A 22,797-nucleotide genomic window follows, 5' to 3' on the forward strand; every position below is an offset into this window, starting at 1 on the left:
GACATGAAGAACAGCCAGGCAGGTTCGACTAGCGGTTACTCGGCAGGGTCGTAGGCCAGGCTTGGGGCCAACCAGCGCTCGGCCTCGGCTTGCGAGATACCTTTGCGTTTGGCGTAGTCTTCGACCTGGTCACGGCCGATGCGCCCGACGGCGAAATACTTCGAATCCGGGTGCCCGAAGTACCAACCGGAAACGGCCGCTGCTGGGAACATGGCAAAGTGCTCCGTCAGCTCGATCCCCGCATTGCTGGTTGCGTCAAGCAGGGAGAACAGTGATGCCTTCTCTGTGTGATCCGGGCAGGCCGGATAGCCCGGAGCCGGACGGATACCACTGTATTGCTCGCGAATCAGCGCCTCGTTATCCAGCGTTTCATCGGATGCATAACCCCAGAACTCTTTGCGAACCCGCTCGTGCATGCGCTCGGCGAACGCTTCAGCCAGGCGGTCTGCCAGGGCCTTGACCATAATCGCATTATAGTCGTCGTTGGCCTGCTTAAACTCCTCAGCAAATTCTTCCGCGCCAATACCTGTCGTTACCGCAAAACCGCCGACATAATCGGTGGCGCCAGCGTCTTCCGGCATCACAAAGTCCGACAGGGCAGCCATGGCCTGGCCTGAGGCCTTTTCATCCTGCTGCCTGAGGTGGTGCAGGGTGGCCAGCTCCTCGGAGCGGGTTTCGTCGGTGTAGAGCACCAGGTCATCGCCCCGGCGGTTGGCGGGCCAGAAACCAATAACGGCGCGAGCGGTTACCCGCTTTTCATCGATCATTCGACGAAGAATCTTCTGGGCGTCGTCGTACAGCGTTCTTGCCGCTTCACCACGCTTTGGATCATCGAAGATCTTTGGATATTTGCCCGCCATATCCCAGGAGATGAAGAAAGGCGTCCAGTCGATGTAGTCCACCAGCTCATTCAGGTCGTAGGCGTCAAAGGCGCGGACCCCGGTGAACGCGGGCTTGCGAGGCTGATAGCCGGAGAAGTCGAGCTGAGGGGCGCGGGAACGGGCTTCCTCAAGCGAAACCAGCTTAACCCTTTCGCCACGGTTTTTACGGCGTTCACGAATTTCATCGTATTCCTGGCGTGCCGCTTCAACAAAATCCTGCTTTTGTGACTGACTGAGCAACTGGGAAGCGACATTAACGCAACGGGATGCGTCGGCGACGTAGAGGGCGATGTCGTTTTTGTACTTGGGCTCAATCTTGACCGCGGTGTGCGCCTTGGAGGTGGTCGCTCCACCAATCATCAGCGGAATCTGGAAGTCCAGGCGCTGCATTTCGCTGGCAACGTGCACCATTTCGTCGAGAGACGGGGTGATCAGCCCACTCAGGCCGATGATGTCCACATCTTCCGTTCGGGCGGTCTCAAGGATCTTGTCGCACGGAACCATGACACCAAGATCAATAACTTCGTAGTTATTGCACTGAAGCACAACCCCAACGATGTTTTTGCCAATGTCGTGAACATCCCCTTTAACCGTGGCCATCAGAATCTTGCCTTTGGCCTTCTGACCCTCGGTCTTCTCCGCTTCGATAAACGGAATGAGGTGAGCAACCGCCTGCTTCATGACGCGGGCGCTTTTTACCACCTGGGGCAGGAACATTTTCCCGTCACCAAACAGGTCGCCCACCACATTCATTCCGTCCATCAGCGGACCTTCAATGACATGGATCGGGTGGCTGGCGTTTTGTCGGCAGGCCTCAGTGTCTTCTACTATGTAGGTGGTAATGCCTTTGACCAGTGCGTGCTCCAGACGCTTCTCAACCGGCCACTCACGCCACGCCAGGTCTTCGACTTCCGTCTTGCCGGCTTTGCCACGGTATTGTTCGGCGATTTCAAGCAGGCGGTCGGTGGCATCGTCGCGGCGGTTGAGCACAACATCTTCCACCCTTTCTTTCAGTTCCGGCTCGATTTCGTCATAGATGACGAGCTGACCCGGGTTGACGATCCCCATGTTCATACCAGCCTTGATGGCGTGGTACAGGAAAACTGAGTGGATGGCTTCACGAACCGGGTCATTGCCCCGGAACGAGAAAGATACGTTACTGACCCCGCCAGACACCGATGCATGCGGCAGGTTCTCACGGATCCACCGGGTCGCTTCGATAAAATCAACGGCGTAGTTGTTGTGCTCTTCAATCCCGGTCGCAATGGCAAAAATGTTAGGGTCAAAGATAATGTCGGCGGGGTCGAAACCGATACCGGTGAGCACATCGTAGGAGCGCTTGCAGATCTCGGTTTTGCGCTGGTAGGTATCCGCCTGACCGGTTTCATCAAACGCCATCACCACCACCGCCGCACCATACCGCATGCAGTCCCGTGCCCGATTAATAAACTCTTCCTCGCCTTCCTTAAGGCTGATGGAGTTCACAACCGCCTTACCCTGGATGCAGCGCAGGCCAGCCTCGATCACGTCCCATTTGGATGAGTCGATCATGATGGGCACACGGGAGATATCCGGTTCTGAGGCAACCAGGTTCAGGAACGTCACCATCACGTCCCTGGAATCGAGCATACCCTCATCCATGTTGATATCGATGATCTGGGCACCGTTCTCAACCTGATCCCGGGCAACACTGAGCGCTTCCTCGTACTGCTCGTCTTTAATCAGTCGCAAGAAACGCTTGGAACCGGTCACATTGGTGCGTTCGCCGACATTGATAAACAGCGTGTTCTTATCACCGGTGAATGGCTCCAGGCCGGAGAGTCGCAAAGCTGCCGGCCGCTCGGGGATCTTGCGGGGAGGGTACTTGGCCACGGTTTTGGCAATGGCAGCTATATGGTCCGGGCGTGAACCGCAACAGCCGCCGATGATGTTGAGGAATCCATCACGGGCGAACCCTTCAATGATGGCGGCCATTTCCTCGGGGGTCTGGTCGTATTCACCAAACTCATTCGGCAGGCCCGCATTGGGGTGGGCGCTAACAAAGGTGGTGGCCTTGTTGGACAGTTCCTCAACATAAGGACGCAGGGCGTCAGCACCCAGCGCACAGTTCAAACCGACAGAGAGCGGTCGCGCGTGGGATACCGAGTTCCAGAACGCTTCGGTGGTCTGACCCGAAAGGGTCCGGCCAGAGGCGTCGGTGATGGTCCCGGAAATCATGATCGGCAGGGTAATGCCACTGTCTTCGAAATATTGCTGGGTGGCATAGATCGCCGCCTTGGCATTCAGCGTATCGAAGACGGTTTCAATCAGGATGAGGTCAGATCCACCTTCAACCAGCCCGGATACGGCCTCGTAGTAATTGTCGACAAGGGTCTGGAAGTCGACATTTCGATACCCCGGGTTGTTAACGTCAGGAGAAATAGACGCCGTTCGTGATGTAGGGCCCACAGCTCCGGCCACAAAGCGGGGCTTCTGCGGGTCACGGGCGGTGACTTCGTCCGCGATCTTTCGGGCCAGCCGGGCTGATTCGACGTTCAGCTCCCTAGCGATACTTTCAAGCCCATAATCCGCCTGGGAAAGCCGGGTGGAGTTGAACGTATTGGTCTCAATAATGTCTGCGCCGGCCAGCAGGTAGTCTTCATGAATCCGCATCAGCAGGTCTGGCTGGCTCAGGCAGAGAAGGTCGTTGTTACCTTTGACCTCGCGATCGTAGTCGGCAAAGCGGTCACCACGAAACGCCGCCTCGTCCAGCTTTTCGTTCTGGATCATGGTGCCCATACCTCCATCAAGGACGACGATGCGTTCTTTCAGGATTTCTTGAAGGGAGTGCAGGCGTTGCTCTCGGTCGTTCATAGTGACTGCTTCCGGGTGCTATCAGTAGTAGGTGACAATCAGAGTCGTAATATAAAATTGGCGCAGGATCATAGCAAAATTGCACAATGTCGTCCTGAGACAAATTTCAATAGTTGATCATCATACAGCGTTAGAAAAAAGACTGAGTGTTTTACTTGGTCTTTTTTGTCCCGACGATCTCCATTAAAATAGAGCCACACTCGTTAAACAGGTTTGAAAAATGGCACTGGTAACTGTGACAGATCCCGCGCGGGACTACCTTGCGCAACTTATCGAAAAGCAGGATGTCGAGGGCATGGGTGTACGGGTATTTGTAACCCAGCCAGGCACCAAGCATGCGGAAACCTGCCTTGCTTACTGTCCGCCAAATGAGATTGTGCCAACCGACGAAAAAATCGACCTCGAAAAGTTCGTTCTGTATCTGGACCACGCCTCGGTGCCGTTTCTTGAAGACGCCTACGTCGACTACTCCAAAGATCAGATGGGGGGGCAGCTGACCATAAAAGCGCCTAATGCAAAAGTCCCCAATGTCGACGAGAACGCGCCGCTGACGGATCGAATCAATTACGTACTGGCATCGGAAATCAATCCAGGCCTTGCCTCCCATGGCGGTGAGGTGTCGCTGGTTGAGGTGATTGAAGGCGGAATTGCGGTACTTCGGTTTGGCGGTGGCTGCCAGGGCTGTAGCGCTGTGAGCCTGACCCTGAAGCAGGGCGTGGAAACCACGCTTGTAGAGCGCGTTCCGGAAATCACCGGTGTCCGTGATGTGACCGACCATTCGGTTAAAGAGAACGCCTACTACCAGTGAAGCGCTGCCAAGCGCCCACCTGCTCGAACCACTAAGACCAGCCTCCGGGCTGGTCTTTTTTTGCAGCTTTCTTGTCCCCTTTGGCATGGCGGCACGGCCAATGCCGGTAGCGACCACATCCTTCATCATTCTGTAAATAATTAATAAATCGGGCCGGGTCCCGGTTCATTCACAGAATGCAGTTCTAACCCGCGCTATGCGCTTACATACTTTATCTGGGGTTCGTTTTGGTCGACGTCGCACTTTGGTCCGTGCCGTTAATGGCAGCAGTGGTCGGTTGGATTACGAACTGGCTGGCGATTCAGATGTCATTCTATCCCGTCCAGTTTATCGGTATTGGGGGCATTGGCTGGCAAGGCGTTATTCCCCGCAAAGCCGAAAAAATGGCGCATATCTGCATCGACCGAACCCTCCAGCAATTTGGAGACCTTAACGAGGTCTACCGCAAGCTTGAGCCCCAGCGCATCGTTGAGCAAATTCTATCCCAGGTTACCCCACGGCTTGACGAGTACATCGACGAAGTCATGTACGAAATTCAGCCGGTACTGTGGGACAACATGCCACTATTCCTGCGCAAGCGCATTTATGACTGGGCGAGGGAGCAGCTACCTTCGCGGATCGAGTCGCTGGTTGAGGATTTTGGTGACGATCTGAACGACCTGGTTGACCTGAAAGCCCTGCTTAGCCGCGAGCTTGCCCGCCATCCGGACCTGATGAACCGGATTTTCAAGGAGGCCGGCGAAGTTGAGCTCAACTCAGTCATCAACAAAGGGGCGATCATCGGCGGAATTCTCGGGGCGATCCTGGCCCCAATCTGGGTTAGGTACCCGGAGCCCTGGGTGTTGCCTCTGGGCGGCTTTGTTGTTGGCTTCATCACCAACTGGCTGGCCATCAACCTGATTTTCAGCCCCTTGAAGCCAAAACGGGTGTTGTTCTGGAAAGTACAGGGCCTGTTCCTCCGCCGCCAGCCTGAAATCAGCGACATCTGGTCCAGATTGGTTGCCGAAGAGCTGATCACCGTAGAGAAAGTCGCAGATGCCATGCTTCACGGCGAGCACGGCGACCGGACACGGGCAATTATCCAGAAGCACCTCCGGCCTTTGCTGGACAATACGGTAGTGATGAAACTCACCACCCAGGTCGCAATCGGGATGACAGGTTACACAGACCTGAAAAAGGCCATGAATGAGAAGGCCGTACTTGCTACCCGCGACGTATTTTGTGACCCCTCGTTTAACCGGGATCGGGCCCCTGTGGTTGCCGGTGTTCTGTCAGAGCAGATGAAAGGCCTTGGGCCAGCGGAATTCCAGGATATATTGCGACCGGCCTTCCGGGAAGAAGAGTTGCAGTTAATGGTTGTTGGCGGACTGCTGGGGGCTTTAGCGGGAGCTGTGCAACTGGCGGTCTTCATGTTTGCGCTTTAACACAGCCAACGCCTGACCCGAATCAACACACGGAGATCACTATGGATTTTTGGCTGTTAATACTGGCAAACATTGTCGCAACCTCTATTGTTATAACGTCTATTTTAACAATTGGTTATATTTACTTTTTAAAGCCATATCTGAACTCAAAAGTGGAGCAACTTCTGCAGGCAGCTGACGGAGTTGAGGAAAGAGTGGCTGCGGGCGTCAAGCGCGGGGTGAGCGAATCGCTCAAGGAAATCCCCGAAGCCGCAGCCAAAGACTCGACGAGACAGTTCTTACGATTTGGATCCGAGCTGTTTGAAAATGGGCTGAGCAGCTTTCTCGGCAGCGTTGACGACTTGGCAAGGAAAGATTCCACCAGGCGGAACGCCCCAGGTAGCGACACCGCCTGAAGCCCCACAACTTAAAACCGACCTCTATCCCTTTGGCTCCACAAATCCTGGGCCTGCGACATTGCTTCTGACTGAGACATGGCGCAGCCAGACTCAAGTAGCGCAAAGGCCGCGGTTGATATGACTGCAGCCTCGCCGTAACTATCTTCGACCTCGCCCCGCCAAAGGCGTCGCATAGACTCTGGACTAATGTCTTTGGGTTTGACATGGCGTCGATCAAAGAGTGGGGGCCACTCCTCTTCACTCAAGGCTTGTTCGCCTGAGGACGCAATGCGCGCACGGAAGACCTTCAGTGCGTTATCCGGATTTCGTTCGATCTCTCCGCCTTCGCCCCTAATGACCGCAACACGGGGGTAGCCCAGCAACAATCCAGCCTCTTGGTGCATGCCGGCATAGGGCGGATGAAAAATCCCTTGCAGCACAGTAGGCGCGCTCAGGGGGTTGATCAATCTGGCCAGGGAGTGGACCGGTGACCTGAGCCCCATAACCGGTCGCAGGTCGATCATGTTCGCCAGGTTTTCAGCAAAGCACCTTAATGGCAGGTAACTAAATCCCTGGCTATCTAGCTGGTCGCTCACCTCTGACCAGTGCCGGGCAGGCGCAAAACCGAACTCTTCCAGTGCCTCGCTCAAATAGATGCGCTCAGGGGTATGCCCCTCCGCGCCATGAATGAACACCCGCAAGCCGTGATCGGCAAGGAGGAGGATTGAAAACAGGAACCAGGGGGCATGGCGACGCTTGCCCGCGTAGGAAGACCAGTCAATATCCACCTCAAGCCCTGCCGGCGCCTGGGACTGCTCACGGACTGCCTGGACGAAACCAGCAAGTTCTTCCGGCGTCTCTTCTTTAACCCGAAGCAGCATGAGGAAAGCGCCAAGCTGGACATCCTCAACCTCGCCCCGGAGTATCATTGCCATTGCGTGCCGGGCTTCCTCAAAGTTCAGCGAACGAGACCCGCGCTTTCCCTTACCAAGAATTCTTACGTAGGGCGCAAACGGATGTTCGCCTTCCTTTGGGGCTGGCAGGAGAGTGGCGTCATTATCGGCGGTCATGATGGTTCTATCTCTTCTGGATCAAAGGCAGTTAGTGGGCCGGGGTAGCCCGGCAATCCGACAAGCCGTCTTCGCAGGCGTACCAGGAAACAACTGCATCAGGTAAATGCTGTTCCCTTTTTCCTCGCCCATGGCGTCTTTCACGGCCTTAACGAACAAGCGATTCGATGGCGGCGACATGTCGTATTCGTGATAAAAGTCCCGCAGGAAATTGATAATCTCCCAGTGCTCCGGAACAAGCTCAATGGCGTCCTCCTGAGCAATCAGCACGGCGACATCGGGCGACCAGGAGGCAACGTCTTCAAGAAACCCCTCGTTATTGCGAGCTGGTAAAGTCATAGTGGTCACCAGCAGATCACCCGATCGGCTTCGACCGTCAGTTTCACCATCCCGTTATAGTCAATCGAGACAACACTCGCTCCGCTTGTTAGCCCGCGAGCCTTAAGATCTGCTTCCAGCGCAAAGCAGTGGGTGGGAAGCTCAAGGGAAGCCACCCCTGCAGCAATAACCGCATTTTCCGTGAGCAGCAACTGGTCATCGCGATCAAACGCCGCGAGACAGCGACCAAACCGAGCCTGCTCGGGAGACTTATTGACAATATGCAAGGTCTTCATAGGCACACCACATTCAGGTAATTGGCCACGAGCTCCGGTGAATACTCTACGGCGACCGCCCCCTCAACAAGCTCGTCCAGGGTGAGGGCATTGGCCTCCAGAGAAAGCCGGTCAGCCAGAATTTCCTCTATCCCAAAGATAGTGGCGGCCGATACGTTCCGCTCAACCGCCTTTTGGCTAATGCCGGCAGGGTCTTGCCCCTTGCGCAACCAATTTACACCCGCACCGGTGAACAGCAATGACGCGGGCTGATCAAAAGCTGCCAGTGACAGCGCCATATCCAGCGACTCCCGGCCGCGCCAGCTGCCATAGGGGGACTGATCAATTACAACGAGTACAGTCACCGCTCAGTGCTCTCCGTGAAAATAAAGGGTTTTCGAGGTGCTGGCGATGCTTTCGACCCATTCACCCAATCCCAGTAATTGATAGGGCGTGACAAGATTAGCTGCACTGCGTTCATAGCGTTGCTGCTCTTCAGAATTCAACACTCCCCGGCGAAGGGCAGAGGCAATACAGGCAACACCGGGGATGCCGTGCTCGATGAGGAATTCAGCCCACGCTAGACTCCAGTTGGTTTCGTCACTTGGAGGGGTGCTCAGCGCGGAAGCCAGGTGCACGCCATCGCCATACAGGAAGACCCTGTCGATACTGTGGCCCTCGGCGATGACAGCCTGTGCAAAGCTCAGTGCGGTCTGGGGTGCCTGACTGGAGTAGGGGGCGCCTGTAATAACCAGCGTGAATGCCAGCGATGTCGGGGAAGTCATGAATGTGCGTGCCTGCTTATGATTCGGTACAACCTATTGTAACCCACAAACAAAAAGCCCCGGCAACAAGGCCGGGGCTTTGGGGGCTAGCGCAACAATCAGTCGTCGCTGAAAGCACCAATCAAGTGCAGCAGGCTGACAAACAGGTTGTAAATGTTCAGGTACAGCGCTGTTGTGGCCATGATGTAGTTGGTTTCGCCGCCGTTAACGATACGGCTGGTATCAAACAGAATGAAACCGGACATCAGCAGAACAATGGCCGCGCTCATCGCGAGCTGGAACGCACTGACATCAACGCCAAACAGGGAGGCAACCAGGCCACCCACCATTGCAAACAGGACAACCATCAGACCCGCAAACAAGAAGCCGCCCATGAAGCTGAAGTCTTTCTCGGTGGTCACCACATACGCAAACAGGGAGAAGAATACCAGTGCAGTACCGCCAAGCGCCTGCATTACCATTGCGCCACCGCTAGGCAGAGCGAGGTAGTAGTGAAGCATGGGCCCAAGAGAGAGTCCCATCAGGCCTGTAAAAGCAAAGACCACACCAATACCGGCGGAACTGTTAGCAGTGCGTGGCAGGACAAACCAGACCAGTACCAGGGCAGTGATGCTGCAAACGAGGCTGGCGCCACGTCCCAGACCGACACTCATGGATACTGCTGCCATGATGGCACTGAAGGCAAGCGTCATTGCCAGCAGACTATAAGTATTCCGCAGTACCTTGGTGGTACTGGCGCTTAAGTCGGTACCGGCATGGGATGCCGAGTACATACCCTGACCATGCTGCGCATTTACATTTCTGTGTTCCATCATTTACTCCGTCTTGATAACGAATCAGTTTTAAACTACCACCAATAATAGTGTTCTGGTTGTAACTTTCAACGATTTACGACAGCAGACTGCCCAAACTATTTCATTAAACGACGGTAATGTTGAGAAAAAATTTCAAGGCGTTGACAGAGCAGGGGATTCAGGTATGATGCACACCGCTGTCGCAATGACGGCGAACAGAGTGTTACACGGTGGGCTGGCAGAGCGGTTGAATGCACTGGTCTTGAAAACCAGCGAAGGTTAATAGCCTTCCCGGGGTTCGAATCCCTGGCCCACCGCCACTTCTCCTCTTCGCAATTCTCCTTATTTTATCCACCCCCAAGTTGCGCTAGCCTGAAGCTGTTAACTCAGGTTTAATCCGCTTGGAGGAAGCTATGTCCCGGGATTCAAACAGGAAATACGCCGTTTCGGCTAACCGTACAGAGTCGCGTCACCGCATACGCTACGTTGAAACCGGCGGTGCAGCTGTTGATGCTGGCGAATGCGCTTTCTGCGAATCAACGCCAGTTCTGACGGATAGCGAGCAGAAAGAGGGGGCCGTCAGCCTCCCCAAGACAGGTCCGTGCCCGACGGGTTCCAGCGACTAACCTGGAAGAAACGCTCAAACATCAACCACTCAGACTGCATGGCCTCCAAATCAGTGAGAGCAAAGGCCACTTGCTGCCCCGGCAAGGCCTGAACCAGGCGACTGCAGTCAAGCGTGCTTACCACACCGATCTTCGGGTAGCCCCCTATTGTTTGCCGGTCGTTAAGCAACACAATGGGGTTGCCATCCCCCGGCACCTGAATGGAACCCAGCGCAACACCTTCAGAGATAACCCCAGACGGCGGCGACTGCAACGGGGCACCGCTCAATTTGAAGCCCATGCGATCAGACTGACTGGAAACCGTATAACGCTGACCGAACAAGCGGTGACGATCATCACCTGAAAATTGGTGATACTGGTACCCAGCGATCACCCGACACAAAACAGGCGACTCATAACGCCGCTGAAAGCGTAACGGGACGACTCGCTGCGGCAATATTCCGGCCGATTTCCCGCCAATCACATCACCAGCCGCAATCGGGTTCAAGCCGTCGACACCCTCCCGCATAACCACGGATTGGCTGCCAAACACGGTTTCCGACAACACACCACCAGGGATGGCAAGATAGCTAAATCTTCCATGCCTGACGGGTGGAATGCGCAAGCGATCCCCACGCGCCAACTCCAGGGTGCGCCAGGTCGGCATAAAGTCCTCATTCAGCTGCACTTCCCATGCAGCCCCGGTAACAGCAACTGTCACCGGAGCAAGGGCCACTGCCTCAAACCCGCCAAAGGCCAGCTCGAGGCAGGCACTTCCCGGCGCGTTTTCCAGCAACTTGTTGGCCCACATAAAGGCGTGGCGGTCAGCGGCGCCGCCTTGCGCCAGCCCGTGCCGCTGATAGCCCTGGCGCCCATTGTCCTGCACCGTCGTCAGGGGGCCTGGGTTTTCGATGCGGAAAAGGCTCAAAGCTCCCCCCCCATGGACAGGTACTCCTTCCGAGAAACAGGAAAGAACCGGACTTGGTCGCCGATACTGAGTCGCGATAATGAGTGACGATCAAACATGACGGTGGGAGAGCGACCGATCAACTGCCAGCCGCCTGGCGAAGTCCTTGGGTATATGGCGGTTTGCCCGTTGGCAATGGCAACACTGCCCGCCGGTACGCTGGCTCTTGGCACGACCTTCCGAGGAGCCTGTATTTGTGGGTCAACCGTCCCCAAGAACCCAAAGCCCGGCAAGAACCCCAAGGCGTACACCTGGTAACTGCGCTGGCTGTGCAGCCTGATCACTTCGTCGACGGAGAGCCCCTTCAGTTTGGCGAGCGCCAACAAGTCAGGCCCACTCTCTGGGGAATAGTAAACTGGAATTTCGTGGCTATGACCCTCAGAGGAGGGTTGGCGAGTTAACTGAGCCAGGCCACCCACTCCTTGCCGAACAATACGTGTCACATCACGGAAATCGCGCTGCAGTGGGTCATAGACCACCAAGAGTGTGGTGTACGATGGGACAAGATCAACCAGCCAGCCCTCACCATTGAGGTCCAACCATTCACAGAGTGCGACAATTTTCGAGGTCAATGCGGGGTCAATACGATTCCCCAGCGTCACCAGTACGCTATTTTCAGAGACGCAATCAATCATTGCCCGGCGCTTTGAAGGGCATCACGGATCGCTTTCACCGCCGCCAAGGCGTGTTCGTTGTCACCGTGCACGCACAGAGACTCCGCCGGGAGGTCGAGCCACTGACCAGACACACTTCGCACACCACCATTCGTCGCAAAGGAGAGGGCCTGCGCCACGATGGTGGCGGGATCATGATGCACCGCACCGCTCTGGGTGCGAGGCACCAGCTGGCCGCTGTCATCGTAGGCACGGTCCGCAAAGGCTTCAAAAATGAGGGGGACACCGATTTGGCACGCTAGCGCGCGGTGAGCCGAATGATCCAGTGTGATCGGGATCATCAATGCCAGGTCAGAGCGATAATTCGCAACAGACGCCATCACAGTGCGAAGCAGGGATGGGTCTTTCATCATGTCATTGTTCAAAGCCCCATGGGGCTTAACATAAGCAAGCCGAGCGCCTTCAGCTCTGCAGATACCCTCAAGAGCACCAATCTGGTAGAGCATGAGTGCCGTAATTTCTTCGGGAGTATGCGCAATGGAGCGACGACCAAAGCCAACCAGATCATGATAGGACGGGTGAGCACCGATCTCGACACCATGCTCAAGCGCCATCGCAACGGTTTTGTGCATGATCAAAGGGTCGGAGGCATGAAAACCACAGGCCACATTGGCCATGTCGATCCAGGGCATGACCAACTCGTCCTGCCCCATAGTCCACGCGCCGTAGCTTTCTCCCAAATCGCAGTTCAGTTTCATGGCGTCCGTTTATCGCTTCCTACAACACTCATCCTATAGACCGCCAACCCGGCAGGATGATCCCATGCCCCGGCAATAACTTACTGACTGGCACCCCGATCAAGTGCACTTTTCAGAGACTGCGCCAGCATCTCTGTTTCTCCAGCGCTAACAGGCCAGCCGCTCAAATTGTCTTCGATCAGCTGAACCAGCGCATCGATATGAGCAGGCTCGCTGTTGAGCGCTGGAATGTACGCAAAACTGTCGCCGCCGGCTTCGAGAAAGTACTCGCGGTTTTCCTCGTCAATCTCTTCGATGGTTTCGAGGCAGTCGGCCGAAAATCCTGGGCAGAATACATCAACACTTTTTACGCCTTTGGCTGGCAACGACTTCAGGGTTTCATCCGTATAAGGCTGGAGCCAGGGCTCCCGTCCAAAGCGCGACTGGAAGGTGGTCATGTACTGGTCTGCACCGAGTCCCAGACGCTCGGCGAGGAGGCGCGATGTCTTGTGACACTCACAATGGTACGGGTCGCCACGGTGAAGATATTTGAGCGGTACGCCGTGGTAGGACAACAACAGCATGTTCGAGCGCCCATTTGCCGCCCAGAATGCTTCGATCTGCGACGCCATGGCTTCGATGTACGGTGGGTAGTCCGGGTAATGACTGATAAAGCGCAAGTCAGGGAGCCAGCGCCGCTGCCGGTAATCACGGGACAGGGCATCAAACGTCGACGCCGAGGTGGAAGCCGAGTACTGCGGATAGAGAGGCAGAACTACCAAACGCCTAACGCCCTGAGCCTGAAGATCGTCCAAAGCACTGGCAATGGACGGATTGCCATAGCGCATGGCGTAGCGGACAACAACGTGATCACCGTATTTCGCATGCAGCCGCTCGCTGATGGCCTGGCACTGATTCTTGGTGTGAATCAGCAGCGGCGAGCCATCCTCTTTCCAAACCTTGCGATAGGCTTCCGCAGACCGCCGGGGCCGAATTCTCAGGATAACGCCATTCAGGATTAGCCACCACAAAAGGCGGGGCACTTCGACCACCCGAGGGTCAGACAGGAACTCTTTGAGATAACGTCTCAAGGCGCCAGGTGTTGGTTCGTCCGGAGTACCGAGATTGGTGATCAGCACGCCCAGCCGTTCGGGTTGGCCATGGGCGAAGTTTTCAACACCTTTGTAACGCATGAAATATGAGTTCCTGTCCGAAGGGTAGCAATCAGAAGTTTAACGTTTGTCTGCAAAATACTGCAGGCGGGGTTTAAGACCGTTGAGATCATAGCCAGCGTTGTACGCCTTGATCAGCAGCGCGTCGGCAGGGACCTTTGACGACTGGCTCATCACCCAGAGCGCGCAGCAACGAGTGCCTGAGCGGCAGAACGCCAGGATTGGCTTCTCCGCCTGCTCATAGATTTCAGCAAAGCGCTCAACGTCATGATCAAAAATGTTGCCAGACTGCACCGGCTGGTACACCCAGGCCAGCCCGGCTTCAACCGCGGCCTTTTCGATATCAGCCATCGCGGGCTGACCCGGCTCCTCAAAATCCGGTCGGTTAGCGATAATTGTGCGAAACCCGAGCCTTGCAGCCGTTTCAACGTCGCCCACCTGGATCTGTGGTGTGACCGTAATATCGTCGTCAATCTTTCTTAGGTCCATAAATCACCTGTAAAAAAACGTATGATGACACAGCTTGCGCTTGGTGTCAGATGGCTCAGCTTGCGGCTTTTCCGGGCGCAAACCAGCCACGCTCAAACAACTCAAAAATTGCCATTCCAGCGACCATTGAGGCCGTGAAGACCAGCGCCTTTATTTCGCCCGCTCCCAAGCCCACCAGCGCAGGCCCCGGGCAGAACCCTGCCAATCCCCAACCAACGCCAAACGCCAGGCTCCCAAGCACAAGCCGCTTGTCGATCTGAGTGGCGGTCGGCAACCGAAGGGGGCCTCCAAACACGGTTACCGTGCGCTTTTTAGCCACCATGAATCCGAACAAGCCAACACCAATGGCACCCGCCATGACCAGCGCCAGCGAGGGGTCCCAAAGACCCGCCAAATCAAGGAAGCCGAGAACTTTGTCAGGGTTGGCCAGGCCGGAGATCATCAGACCAAAACCAAAAAGCAGGCCAGATACGAATGACACCAAGGAAAATTTCATGTGTTTAAGCTCCGATAATGTGGCGAATCAGGTAGACGGTTGCAAAACCCGCCGCCATGAAGGTCAGGGTTGCCACGAGCGATCGCGGGGAGAGCCGGGAAATACCGCAGACACCGTGCCCGCTGGTACAGCCCGAACCATAGCGAGTGCCGACACCAACAATCAGACCAGCAACAATGAGCATCGGGTAGCTCGCGTCGATTTGGATGGGCGGGAGGTCACCAGCGAGGAGCCAGAGCGACGGAGCCCCGATCAAACCAGCAAGAAAAGCCACACGCCAGCCAATATCGCCCCGGGTAGGACGCAGGAGCGTACCAAGAATGCCACTAATGCCAGCTATCCGACCATTGGCCAGCAAAAGCAGGGTAGCCGCGACACCGATCATAAGACCGCCAGCCAGGGCAGTACCCGGAGTAAATGAGTTCCAGTCAATTTCAATCATCGTTCGTTACCTGTCTCTTGGGAGCAAAACATTAAATACAGTTGGGCCAGCATGGCCCGAACGTTATCGGACGCGATCCGGTAGTAGACGTTCTTTCCCTGCTTCCGGGGCTCGATCAAGCCTTCACGCCGAAGCACGCCAAGTTGCTGTGACAACGACGGCTGACGAATCCCGGTCAGCGCCTCCAAATCACCCACACAGGCTTCACCTTCCGTAAGATGGCAAAGCAGCATCAGCCGGTCCCTGTTGGCCAGTGATCGCAGGAACTGACTGGCATTCTCGGCCGACTGTTGCATTTGCTTGAGATCAATTGCAGCTTCCACTTCCATAGAACACCTCACTTCACAAAAACATAATATATAAAAATGTATACCGTAAAGACAAGACCAAAAAAGCCCGGCTTTGGGGGCCGGGCAGAGGCGTGCGAGTAGTATCCATGAAAGACTTCCAGACAACCGGCATCAGCAGGGACACCGGTATAGAGTAGTATTGACCATATATTGAACAGATCAAGGCGGGATCAGCCCACTTTCATCACATTTCGTCATATCGGGAGAGGGCTTATGCCGGGCTGAAACCACTGAATTTGACCGGCCGCTGTAATACAATAGAGCGATTGCCAATTTCTTCCGCATTAAGCGGAGCTTCCAGAGGTTCCAACGAGATGTCTGACCAGAACGAGAACAAGCCAGAGAGCGATGCCCAGCTTGCAGGTAAAATCAAAGATTCCGCTAGGCAGATCTGGCTTGCCGGCCTGGGGGCGTACAACAAGGCAGAGGAAGACGCGGGGCGCTTCTTCGAACGCCTGGTTCAGGAAGGCGAGCAACTTGAAAGCAAAACCCGCGACGTGGTCGAAAAACACGTAAAGCAGGTAGAAGATCGCGTTGACGACGTACGGGAGAAGGCAACCGGCACTTGGGACAAGCTCGAGCACCTGTTTGACCAGCGTGTTTCCAATGCCCTCCGCCGCTTGGGAATACATCGAAGGGAAGAGATTGAGGCGCTCGAGCACCGAATTGCTGCCCTCGAAGCCGAGCTCAGCAATCTGCGCGACAACAGCGCTGAAGAAGAATAAAGCGCCAGACAGCTGTCAGAGGTAATCCTGACTTAGCAGCACCACTTCTTCCCGCTCCTCTGCCGCCAGGTAGGGGAGCAGAAGATGCAACATTTGGTAAACCCCGCGCCCGGGATCAGTTGCATCCCTGTCATTGAGCTTTGCAAGACTGTCAAAGCTGCTCCAATAGCATGTGGTCAGCGTCAGCTGCTCACACAGGGCATTGAGCTCATTGGGTGCAAATCGGGCAATACCCTGAGTATCCAGACTCCCACAGATAACCCTGAAAGCCTGGCGTTTGCGGTTGAGTATTTTCCGGAACCGGGACTGAATGCTGTCGTACCGGGAAAGTACATTCACCAGATCCTGATAAAGGAAGCGGTAGCGACTGACTGTTTCGAACAGGATGTGGAGAAAAAACGAGATTTGCTCAAGGGAAATAGGCACATGCTCCGGTACCGCCAGCAGCTCACCAATTTCCGCCTCATAACGATCAAACAGAACAGTGACGATGTCACCCTTACTCTTGAAGTGGTAGTACAGGTTGCCCGGGCTGATATCCAGTTCGTCAGAAATCAGCAACGTGGTGACGTTAGGCTCACCAATCCCGTTGAACAGCGCGAGACTGGTGGTCAGAATCCTTTCTTTTGTCTTGATCTTCTTCGTCATGGAGATCCTGAGGGTGATGCAGTCTGTCAGTCGTCAAACCGAGCCCAAATCGGACAATGATCTGATGGGCGCTCCATCGCACGTATATCGTAGGAAACGCCAGACTCCGTAGCCCGTTCAAGCAGGTTATCGCTTGCCATAATCAGATCAATGCGCAGGCCCCGTTTCGGCTCACGCTCAAACCCTTTGCTGCGGTAATCAAACCAGCTGAAGGTATCGCATTCATTGGGGTGCAGGTGGCGGAATACGTCGGTAAACCCTCGGGACTCAACCTGGGCCAACCACTCCCGCTCTTCTGGCAGAAAGCTGGTTTTTCCCTCACGCAACCAGCGCTTGGCATTTGCCTCACCAATACCGATGTCCTTCTCGGTGGGCGAAATGTCCATATCGCCCATCACTACGACATCCTTTCCGTCTGACTTCAAGGAGTCGAGGTATTTCATCAGGTCAGCGTAGAACTTTTGCTTGGCAGGAAACTTGACCGGATGACTGCGATTTTCCCCCTGCGGGAAATAGCCGTTGATCACGCAAAGTTTACGCCCGTCACGATCAAATTCTGCGGCAATGAAGCGGCGTTGCGCGTCAGCATCGTCCCACGGATAACCCTTCTGGACAGACAGCGGTGCTTCACGCGAGAGCAGGGCAACGCCGTAATGGGTCTTCTGGCCGTGGAAATGCACATGGTATCCCATCGCCTCGATCTCTGCCGCGGGGAAGTCCGGGTCTGTGACTTTGGTTTCCTGGAGCCCAATGAAGTCTGGTTGGTAAGCATCGATCACAGCCTGAAGCTGATGCAGGCGAGTGCGGATACTGTTGACATTGAACGAGACGAACATCATGGGCAATTACTCTGCTGACGTTGGGACTAATGGTTTTATGCTTAAGGAAGCAGGGCTTGGAAAACCGGCAAAGTCTACCACAGTTCCCATGGAGCCAAATTGCCTGAACGCCACACTGCCTGACGACAACACAGCCTAAATCCCTGGCCCAACAACTTGGCAAATGGCGCCGTCACAACGAATCAGCCCCGAAGGATGGCTGGGCGATGATAAAAATGGGTAATCGTGCCATCACTGAATTTGCTGAAAAACTCACTGACCTCCGTGATTTTCTTTAACGACCTCAACCCGGTCACCGGATCACGAACCAGGACCTTGATACCGTTAAAGTTTTCCTGAATATTTGAAAACCTGGCCCGCATCGAGCAGGTGACAACATCGCCTCGATTGAGCGCCAGAGCCTCAGCAAGGTAGTCACAGTGCGCCTCTATTTGCCCCTCGCTCAAATTGTCGCGGGTATCCAGGTGGTCCAACTTAACGCGGTCAACAATACATTTTGAGTAGCTATGAGGGTGGGCACGTGCGTGCTTCCTGAAAGCCTCCCAGAAAAAGCTGTCAGTCAGGTCGGCAAAGTCGGCCATGTTGGTAAGGCAGGCGTCAACCCGGTCAAAGTTATCGGGATCATCAAGTACCTCGTTAATGGCTTCCCGCAGGAGCCAGTCAAAGCCAAGAGCCGTCTTGTGGGCATAGACCTTGCGGTACATCTGGTGGCGGCTGTAAACAAAGTCTTCCAACGCACCGAGGCCTTTGTGGGTAATCGCCAGCCCCAGCCAAGGCGAATCAACATCCCAGCCGAATCGCAGGTTGCTCAGCAAATGGTCCAGATTGAAGCCGCCAATCGTGACCGATGAATGAAATCCGTCCCTCAACATATAGTCGGCCCGGTCGGCATCTATCTCCCCGGATACGATCGAGCTGAGCAGATCCATCACCATGGCCGGAACGTCTTTCTGGTCCAACACGCCGTTTGCCGCGTCAGGTCCGGCAATGAACGACCAGAAGGTAAGCGCGTGCTGCTTGAATGCCGGGCTCGGCTCAACGGTGGTAGTTTCCATGATGCCCAGCACATCCTCCATCGCAAGACCCGACTCATCGAGAGCGATGGCAGACAAGACCTCGTGCGCAACCCTTACCGAATAGTGCTCGTGTTCCAGCTCATCAGGCGGGGCAGCATAGTACCGGGTGTAATTCTGACCGGACCAGAGCGAGTGAAATCGTTCGGGGTGCGCCATCAACTCATGAATGCGGCGTGCCTTGGTGAATTGATGAGAGAAGCTGGAATGACCGCTGTCGTGCAGCAGACACCCCAGACGAATGACCTTGGTAAGGTAGTCAATGGCATCAAGCTGGTTGAGCGAAAGATCTGTGTGATCGCTCAGCTGTCGCTCTCTGAGGTAGGCATCGATCATAGCCCGGAACATCCGCCCGCCAACATGCATAACACCGACGCTGTGAAGGAAGCGGGAATGCGTGGCCCCGGGGAATACCAGGCTCAGGATGTCGTTTTGACAAATATTCCGCAGTCGCTGGAAAAGAGGATGATCGATGACCTGGATTTCATGACGGTAAAGGGGGATGCCACCATGCACCGGGTCCATAACCAGCTTGTCAAACGCACCCAAGAGATCGTTAACTGCGCTACGTATCACGAATTTTAATCCCAAAACCTGAATTATTGTCTTGTTATATCACAGGGGCGTGCCAGAATAGGCAAAAGAGCACTCTCGAAAGCCGTTTTGTCCTTTCACATAGGTAGTTTAGGACGATAACCATGAACTCGCGCACCGAGCGCATACTTATTATCGACCCGGACAACGACGCCCGGCTCGAACTTGATCGTTACCTGGAGTCCAAGGGTTTTTACGTTTGCGGCTATCCGGATATCCAAGCTGCAAAGTCACTCTTTGACGATCAACCGCCAGACGCCATTTTTGCCGACCTCCCTCCTGAGGAAATTCAGCAGCTCAGCGAAAAGCTGGACGGCAGCGACTCATTCATTCCGCTAATCGCCTATGCCCGCGCAAAAGATGCCTGCGAGGTTGTCTCAGCCTTGCGCGCAGGCGCTGAGGACTTCGTTCTCAAGCCCCTGTCAGAAAAGAGCAAGGTTGACGATGTTCTTGGAAAACTCTTCGACCGCGTTCGGGTCAACCGGTTGAACCAGCTTTACCGCCAAGAACTGGAAGAAGCCAACAGCGACCTCAGAGCCGGTATTTCAGAGTTGCGCGCAGACCAACGGGCAGGACGAAAGGTCCAGCTCAAGATGCTGCCGGACCGGGACCGTCAACTTGGCGGACTCACTATCGACCACCTGATTAAACCGTCTCTCTATTTAAGTGGCGATTTTCTGGATTATTTCCGGCTCTCCAATGATCAGACTCTGGTTTACATTGCAGATGTCTCCGGCCACGGCGCCAGTTCAGCATTCGTTACCGTTCTTCTTAAAAACCTGACCAACCGACTGAAACGCAACCTCCGACGAGGGTCCAGCGACGACATTCGTTTCCCTGATCGCTTTCTCCAGCGAATCAATACCGAATTGCTGGATACAGGCCTCGGAAAACATGTCACAGTGTTCGTGGGGATCATTAATGAGCGCACCCATACACTGAAGTATGCCGTTGGGGCACATTTCCCTATGCCAATCCTATCCGTTGAGGGGGAGGCGCCCATGTTTCTTGAAGGGAACGGACTGCCCGTTGGGTTGTTTAAAGACCCGGAGTGGGAGGTCTATGAAATCAGGCTTAATGGGCCATTCCAGCTTTTTCTGTTCTCCGACGGAATACTGGAAGTCATAAAAGCCAAATCCCTGACAAAAAAGGAAGAGAGATTACTTGAAGTCGTGTCGGGAGGTAGTCACACTATCGCCTCTTTAAGCGATGCCCTGAATCTCGATGAGATCACAGAGCTACCTGACGATATTGCTATTGTATCGGTAACCGATACGCTAAATTCGACCGGCCAGCCAGGAACTGACAACCCCGCTGACGGTCCAGAGTCAAAATAGTGGCAGTGTAGATGATGGCTGGCTACAAGATCCTTCAGGCTGAAAAGCAGGGCATTTATGTCCTTAAGTTTATCGGCGAAATCCGGCTGAACCTCTGCTCAACGCTGGACAACCTGGTTGAGTCCATCACCCAGGATCCACAGTTCAAGACGGTTGTTATCGATCTGACTGAAACCGAGGTGATCGACAGTACAACCCTCGGTTTGCTGGCAAAGATCGCCATGGCGGCTCAGCAGCAAAGTCATTTCCTGCCCACCCTGATTTCGACCAACCCCGATATTACCCGCATAATCACCTCCATGGGCTTCGACAAGATTTTTATCATTGTCCGCGAGCCAGCCTCCCGCATAGAAGAACTCGAAGAAATTCCGGTCCTGCGCGCCAGCGAACACCAGGTGCGAGACAAGGTACTGGACGCCCATCGCGTCTTGATGGGGCTCAACAACAAGAACCGGGAAGAGTTCAAGAATCTTGTTCGTGCCCTGGAGTGCGAAGAGCACGGTTAACTGATTCGGGCTTATTGTTTGCCCGAAGTTTCACCTTTGAACACATTCGTATCTATTGATACGCAGACGGACAGTGTATGCCTCAAACGACGAACCCAACCAGCAATACAGAAAACAAGAAGGAACAGGTCGCGGTACTGGGCGGCGGAAGCTTTGGTACCGCCATCACCAAGGTGCTGGCCGAGAAAGGGCACACCGTACACTTTTGGATGAGAAGCGCCGAACAGGTTCAGGAGTTGGCGGAAAAGGGCACCAACAGCCGTTACATGCCCGGCGTCCAACTGACTGGAGACATCCGCCCATCCACCGACTTTTCTGCCGTTGTTAAGAATGCAGATGCGGTGTTTGTCGCCATCCCCAGTAAAGCCTTCAGAAACGTGATTCGCGAACATGCCAGCGACTTTCACGATGGCCAAATCGTTATCAGCCTGACCAAAGGGATCGAGCGCGACGGCTTCAAGCTCATGAGCGAAATCCTCCAGGAAGAGATCCCGCGCACCCGGATTGGCGTGTTAAGCGGCCCGAACCTGGCGGGTGAAATCGTCCAGCGTGACCTCACTGCAACAGTGATTGCCGCCAAGGATCCCGATGTACGCAGGACCGTACAGAACCTGCTGGGCTGCGAATATTTCCGGGTTTACGCCAATGTCGACATCTATGGAGTCGAACTCGCCGGCGCCCTGAAAAACATCTACGCGATTGTCGCTGGCATGGCTTCCGCACTAGAACTGGGCGAAAACGCCAAATCCATGCTGATCACCCGCGGCCTTGCCGAGATGAGCCGGTTCGCGGTGAGCCTGGGGGCGAACCCCATGACGTTCATGGGCCTCGCCGGTGTTGGCGACTTGGTGGTGACATGCACCTCATCGAAGAGCCGAAACTTCCGAGTTGGCTATGCTGTAGGGAAGGGCGCCCAGCTGGAGGACGCTGTGGCTGAGCTCGGGCAGGTGGCAGAGGGCATCTACACGCTTCAGCTGGTAAAGGAGAAGGCGGAAGATGCCGGCATCTACATGCCTCTTGTCCGGGGGTTATATGAGATCCTGTATGGCGGCGCATCCATCAAAGCCGTTATCAACGGATTAATGATGGCGGTGCAGAACTCCGATGTTGAGTTCATTCTCCCGCGCACCCTGACTTACTGAGTATGACAACGGGGGCCAACATGAACCTGGTTATCATGCGTCACGGCGAAGCTGGCTGGCATACGCTTGACCAAGAGCGGGCGCTGACAGAGCGCGGACGACTGGCAACTGCCGAGGTTGCCCATCGCCTTGCCGAGTCAGTTTTTCGCCCATCACTGATTTGGTGCAGCCCGCTTGTCAGAGCCCACCAGACCGCCGCCATCGTGTCCGGAATTCTTAACTGCCCGGTGCAGGAAAAGCCGTTCCTTACACCCGATGACGACCCCGGTCTTAGTCTCGACGCCCTGATTCAGGAGCCCCCTAAAAAATTGATGATTGTCTCCCACATGCCTCTGGTCGGCGCACTGTCGACCCTGCTCGTGGACGGTCATCGTCACGGCATCCCGTTCATGACCAGCCAGGCTGTCGTGCTTGATATGCCCATCGCAGGTCCGGGATGTGCAGACCTTCGCGAACAGTTTTTACCGTGACAGTGA

26 protein-coding genes and 1 tRNA gene are annotated in these 22,797 nt (G+C 55.0%); 9 read left to right on the plus strand and 18 right to left on the minus strand.

All coding sequences use genetic code 11. The features are described 5' to 3' along the window. Positions 1-35: 35 nt before the first annotated feature. Entirely contained in the window at positions 36-3,734 is a 3,699-nt protein-coding gene (gene metH / locus BMZ67_RS14595) for a methionine synthase (protein ID WP_092023993.1), read from the minus strand. Between the two features lie 220 nt (positions 3,735-3,954). Here metH and nfuA point away from each other — a divergent pair, with 220 nt between their 5' ends. The 3 genes from nfuA (at position 3,955) to BMZ67_RS14610 (ending at position 6,361) form a co-directional block, all read left to right on the plus strand. Continuing rightward, complete coding sequence (nfuA, locus tag BMZ67_RS14600; RefSeq protein ID WP_092023995.1) at positions 3,955-4,542, plus strand: Fe-S biogenesis protein NfuA; 588 nt, start codon at positions 3,955-3,957, stop codon at positions 4,540-4,542. 305 nt (positions 4,543-4,847) lie between these two features. Beyond that, complete coding sequence (locus tag BMZ67_RS14605) at positions 4,848-5,966, plus strand: DUF445 domain-containing protein (protein WP_245749994.1); 1,119 nt, start codon at positions 4,848-4,850, stop codon at positions 5,964-5,966. A 41-nt stretch (positions 5,967-6,007) separates the two neighbouring features. Beyond that, a complete protein-coding gene (locus BMZ67_RS14610; RefSeq protein ID WP_092023999.1) occupies positions 6,008-6,361 on the plus strand; it encodes a hypothetical protein in 354 nt (117 codons plus the stop codon). Positions 6,362-6,372: 11 nt separating this feature from the next. On the opposite strand, the gene BMZ67_RS14615 is transcribed toward BMZ67_RS14610, so the two are convergent. The 6 genes from BMZ67_RS14615 to BMZ67_RS14640 all read right to left on the minus strand — a co-directional run bounded on the left by BMZ67_RS14615 (position 6,373) and on the right by BMZ67_RS14640 (position 9,603). Beyond that, positions 6,373-7,413, minus strand: coding sequence for a glycosyl transferase family protein (locus BMZ67_RS14615; RefSeq protein ID WP_092024001.1), 1,041 nt, complete (start codon positions 7,411-7,413; stop codon positions 6,373-6,375). Positions 7,414-7,434: 21 nt separating this feature from the next. Then, on the minus strand, positions 7,435-7,752 hold the full coding sequence (locus BMZ67_RS14620; protein ID WP_092024003.1) for a TusE/DsrC/DsvC family sulfur relay protein: 318 nt from the start codon (positions 7,750-7,752) through the stop codon (positions 7,435-7,437). 5 nt (positions 7,753-7,757) lie between these two features. Continuing rightward, the gene (gene tusB / locus BMZ67_RS14625) at positions 7,758-8,027 is read right to left on the minus strand and encodes a sulfurtransferase complex subunit TusB (protein WP_092024005.1); all 270 of its coding nucleotides are present in this window, start codon (positions 8,025-8,027) and stop codon (positions 7,758-7,760) included. Then, complete coding sequence (locus tag BMZ67_RS14630) at positions 8,024-8,371, minus strand: DsrE family protein (RefSeq protein ID WP_092024007.1); 348 nt, start codon at positions 8,369-8,371, stop codon at positions 8,024-8,026. Before BMZ67_RS14630 ends, tusB begins: the two co-directional genes overlap by 4 nt. Before the next feature lie 3 nt (positions 8,372-8,374). Beyond that, the gene (tusD, locus tag BMZ67_RS14635; protein ID WP_092024009.1) at positions 8,375-8,791 is read right to left on the minus strand and encodes a sulfurtransferase complex subunit TusD; all 417 of its coding nucleotides are present in this window, start codon (positions 8,789-8,791) and stop codon (positions 8,375-8,377) included. Positions 8,792-8,889: 98 nt separating this feature from the next. Further along, entirely contained in the window at positions 8,890-9,603 is a 714-nt protein-coding gene (locus tag BMZ67_RS14640) for a Bax inhibitor-1/YccA family protein (protein WP_092024011.1), read from the minus strand. Between the two features lie 211 nt (positions 9,604-9,814). Between BMZ67_RS14640 and BMZ67_RS14645 the strand changes: the two genes are divergently transcribed. Further along, positions 9,815-9,905, plus strand: a tRNA-Ser gene (locus BMZ67_RS14645). 259 nt (positions 9,906-10,164) lie between these two features. Here the strand turns inward: BMZ67_RS14645 and BMZ67_RS14655 are convergent. From BMZ67_RS14655 to BMZ67_RS14690, 8 genes are all read right to left on the minus strand, one after another. Beyond that, on the minus strand, positions 10,165-11,118 hold the full coding sequence (locus tag BMZ67_RS14655; RefSeq protein ID WP_092024015.1) for a 5-oxoprolinase subunit C family protein: 954 nt from the start codon (positions 11,116-11,118) through the stop codon (positions 10,165-10,167). Continuing rightward, a complete protein-coding gene (gene pxpB, locus BMZ67_RS14660) occupies positions 11,115-11,792 on the minus strand; it encodes a 5-oxoprolinase subunit PxpB (RefSeq protein WP_092024017.1) in 678 nt (225 codons plus the stop codon). Before pxpB ends, BMZ67_RS14655 begins: the two co-directional genes overlap by 4 nt. After that, positions 11,789-12,529, minus strand: a complete 741-nt coding sequence (locus tag BMZ67_RS14665) for a 5-oxoprolinase subunit PxpA (RefSeq protein WP_092024019.1) — start codon at positions 12,527-12,529, stop codon at positions 11,789-11,791. Before BMZ67_RS14665 ends, pxpB begins: the two co-directional genes overlap by 4 nt. An 80-nt stretch (positions 12,530-12,609) precedes the next feature. Next, the gene (gene hemH / locus BMZ67_RS14670; RefSeq protein WP_092024021.1) at positions 12,610-13,701 is read right to left on the minus strand and encodes a ferrochelatase; all 1,092 of its coding nucleotides are present in this window, start codon (positions 13,699-13,701) and stop codon (positions 12,610-12,612) included. Between the two features lie 39 nt (positions 13,702-13,740). Further along, positions 13,741-14,169, minus strand: a complete 429-nt coding sequence (locus BMZ67_RS14675; protein ID WP_092024023.1) for a TIGR01244 family sulfur transferase — start codon at positions 14,167-14,169, stop codon at positions 13,741-13,743. Between the two features lie 55 nt (positions 14,170-14,224). Further along, the gene (locus tag BMZ67_RS14680) at positions 14,225-14,665 is read right to left on the minus strand and encodes a DUF6691 family protein (RefSeq protein WP_092024025.1); all 441 of its coding nucleotides are present in this window, start codon (positions 14,663-14,665) and stop codon (positions 14,225-14,227) included. Positions 14,666-14,669: 4 nt separating this feature from the next. Continuing rightward, the gene (locus tag BMZ67_RS14685) at positions 14,670-15,107 is read right to left on the minus strand and encodes a YeeE/YedE family protein (RefSeq protein WP_092024027.1); all 438 of its coding nucleotides are present in this window, start codon (positions 15,105-15,107) and stop codon (positions 14,670-14,672) included. After that, positions 15,104-15,436, minus strand: a complete 333-nt coding sequence (locus BMZ67_RS14690) for an ArsR/SmtB family transcription factor (protein ID WP_092024029.1) — start codon at positions 15,434-15,436, stop codon at positions 15,104-15,106. Before BMZ67_RS14690 ends, BMZ67_RS14685 begins: the two co-directional genes overlap by 4 nt. Before the next feature lie 335 nt (positions 15,437-15,771). On the opposite strand from BMZ67_RS14690, the gene BMZ67_RS14695 reads away from it, so the two are divergent. Then, positions 15,772-16,182, plus strand: a complete 411-nt coding sequence (locus tag BMZ67_RS14695; protein ID WP_092024031.1) for a phasin family protein — start codon at positions 15,772-15,774, stop codon at positions 16,180-16,182. A gap of 15 nt (positions 16,183-16,197) precedes the next feature. Here BMZ67_RS14695 and BMZ67_RS14700 read toward each other — a convergent pair whose 3' ends face one another. From BMZ67_RS14700 to BMZ67_RS14710, 3 genes are all read right to left on the minus strand, one after another. Next, the gene (locus BMZ67_RS14700) at positions 16,198-16,830 is read right to left on the minus strand and encodes a TetR/AcrR family transcriptional regulator (RefSeq protein WP_092024033.1); all 633 of its coding nucleotides are present in this window, start codon (positions 16,828-16,830) and stop codon (positions 16,198-16,200) included. Between the two features lie 26 nt (positions 16,831-16,856). After that, positions 16,857-17,669, minus strand: coding sequence for an exodeoxyribonuclease III (gene xthA, locus BMZ67_RS14705; protein ID WP_092024036.1), 813 nt, complete (start codon positions 17,667-17,669; stop codon positions 16,857-16,859). Between the two features lie 182 nt (positions 17,670-17,851). After that, the gene (locus tag BMZ67_RS14710; RefSeq protein ID WP_092024167.1) at positions 17,852-19,315 is read right to left on the minus strand and encodes an HD domain-containing protein; all 1,464 of its coding nucleotides are present in this window, start codon (positions 19,313-19,315) and stop codon (positions 17,852-17,854) included. Between the two features lie 125 nt (positions 19,316-19,440). On the opposite strand from BMZ67_RS14710, the gene BMZ67_RS14715 reads away from it, so the two are divergent. From BMZ67_RS14715 to BMZ67_RS14730, 4 genes are all read left to right on the plus strand, one after another. Beyond that, positions 19,441-20,673 (plus strand): PP2C family protein-serine/threonine phosphatase, encoded by a 1,233-nt coding sequence (locus BMZ67_RS14715; RefSeq protein WP_092024038.1) that lies wholly within the window; start codon positions 19,441-19,443, stop codon positions 20,671-20,673. A 14-nt stretch (positions 20,674-20,687) separates the two neighbouring features. Further along, positions 20,688-21,179, plus strand: a complete 492-nt coding sequence (locus BMZ67_RS14720; RefSeq protein WP_092024169.1) for an STAS domain-containing protein — start codon at positions 20,688-20,690, stop codon at positions 21,177-21,179. A 77-nt stretch (positions 21,180-21,256) separates the two neighbouring features. Continuing rightward, entirely contained in the window at positions 21,257-22,321 is a 1,065-nt protein-coding gene (locus BMZ67_RS14725; RefSeq protein ID WP_092024040.1) for an NAD(P)H-dependent glycerol-3-phosphate dehydrogenase, read from the plus strand. Between the two features lie 20 nt (positions 22,322-22,341). Next, positions 22,342-22,791, plus strand: coding sequence for a SixA phosphatase family protein (locus BMZ67_RS14730; RefSeq protein WP_092024171.1), 450 nt, complete (start codon positions 22,342-22,344; stop codon positions 22,789-22,791). Positions 22,792-22,797: the final 6 nt, after the last annotated feature.

The organism is Marinobacter zhejiangensis, assembly GCF_900114775.1.
Lineage (GTDB): Bacteria > Pseudomonadota > Gammaproteobacteria > Pseudomonadales > Oleiphilaceae > Marinobacter > Marinobacter zhejiangensis.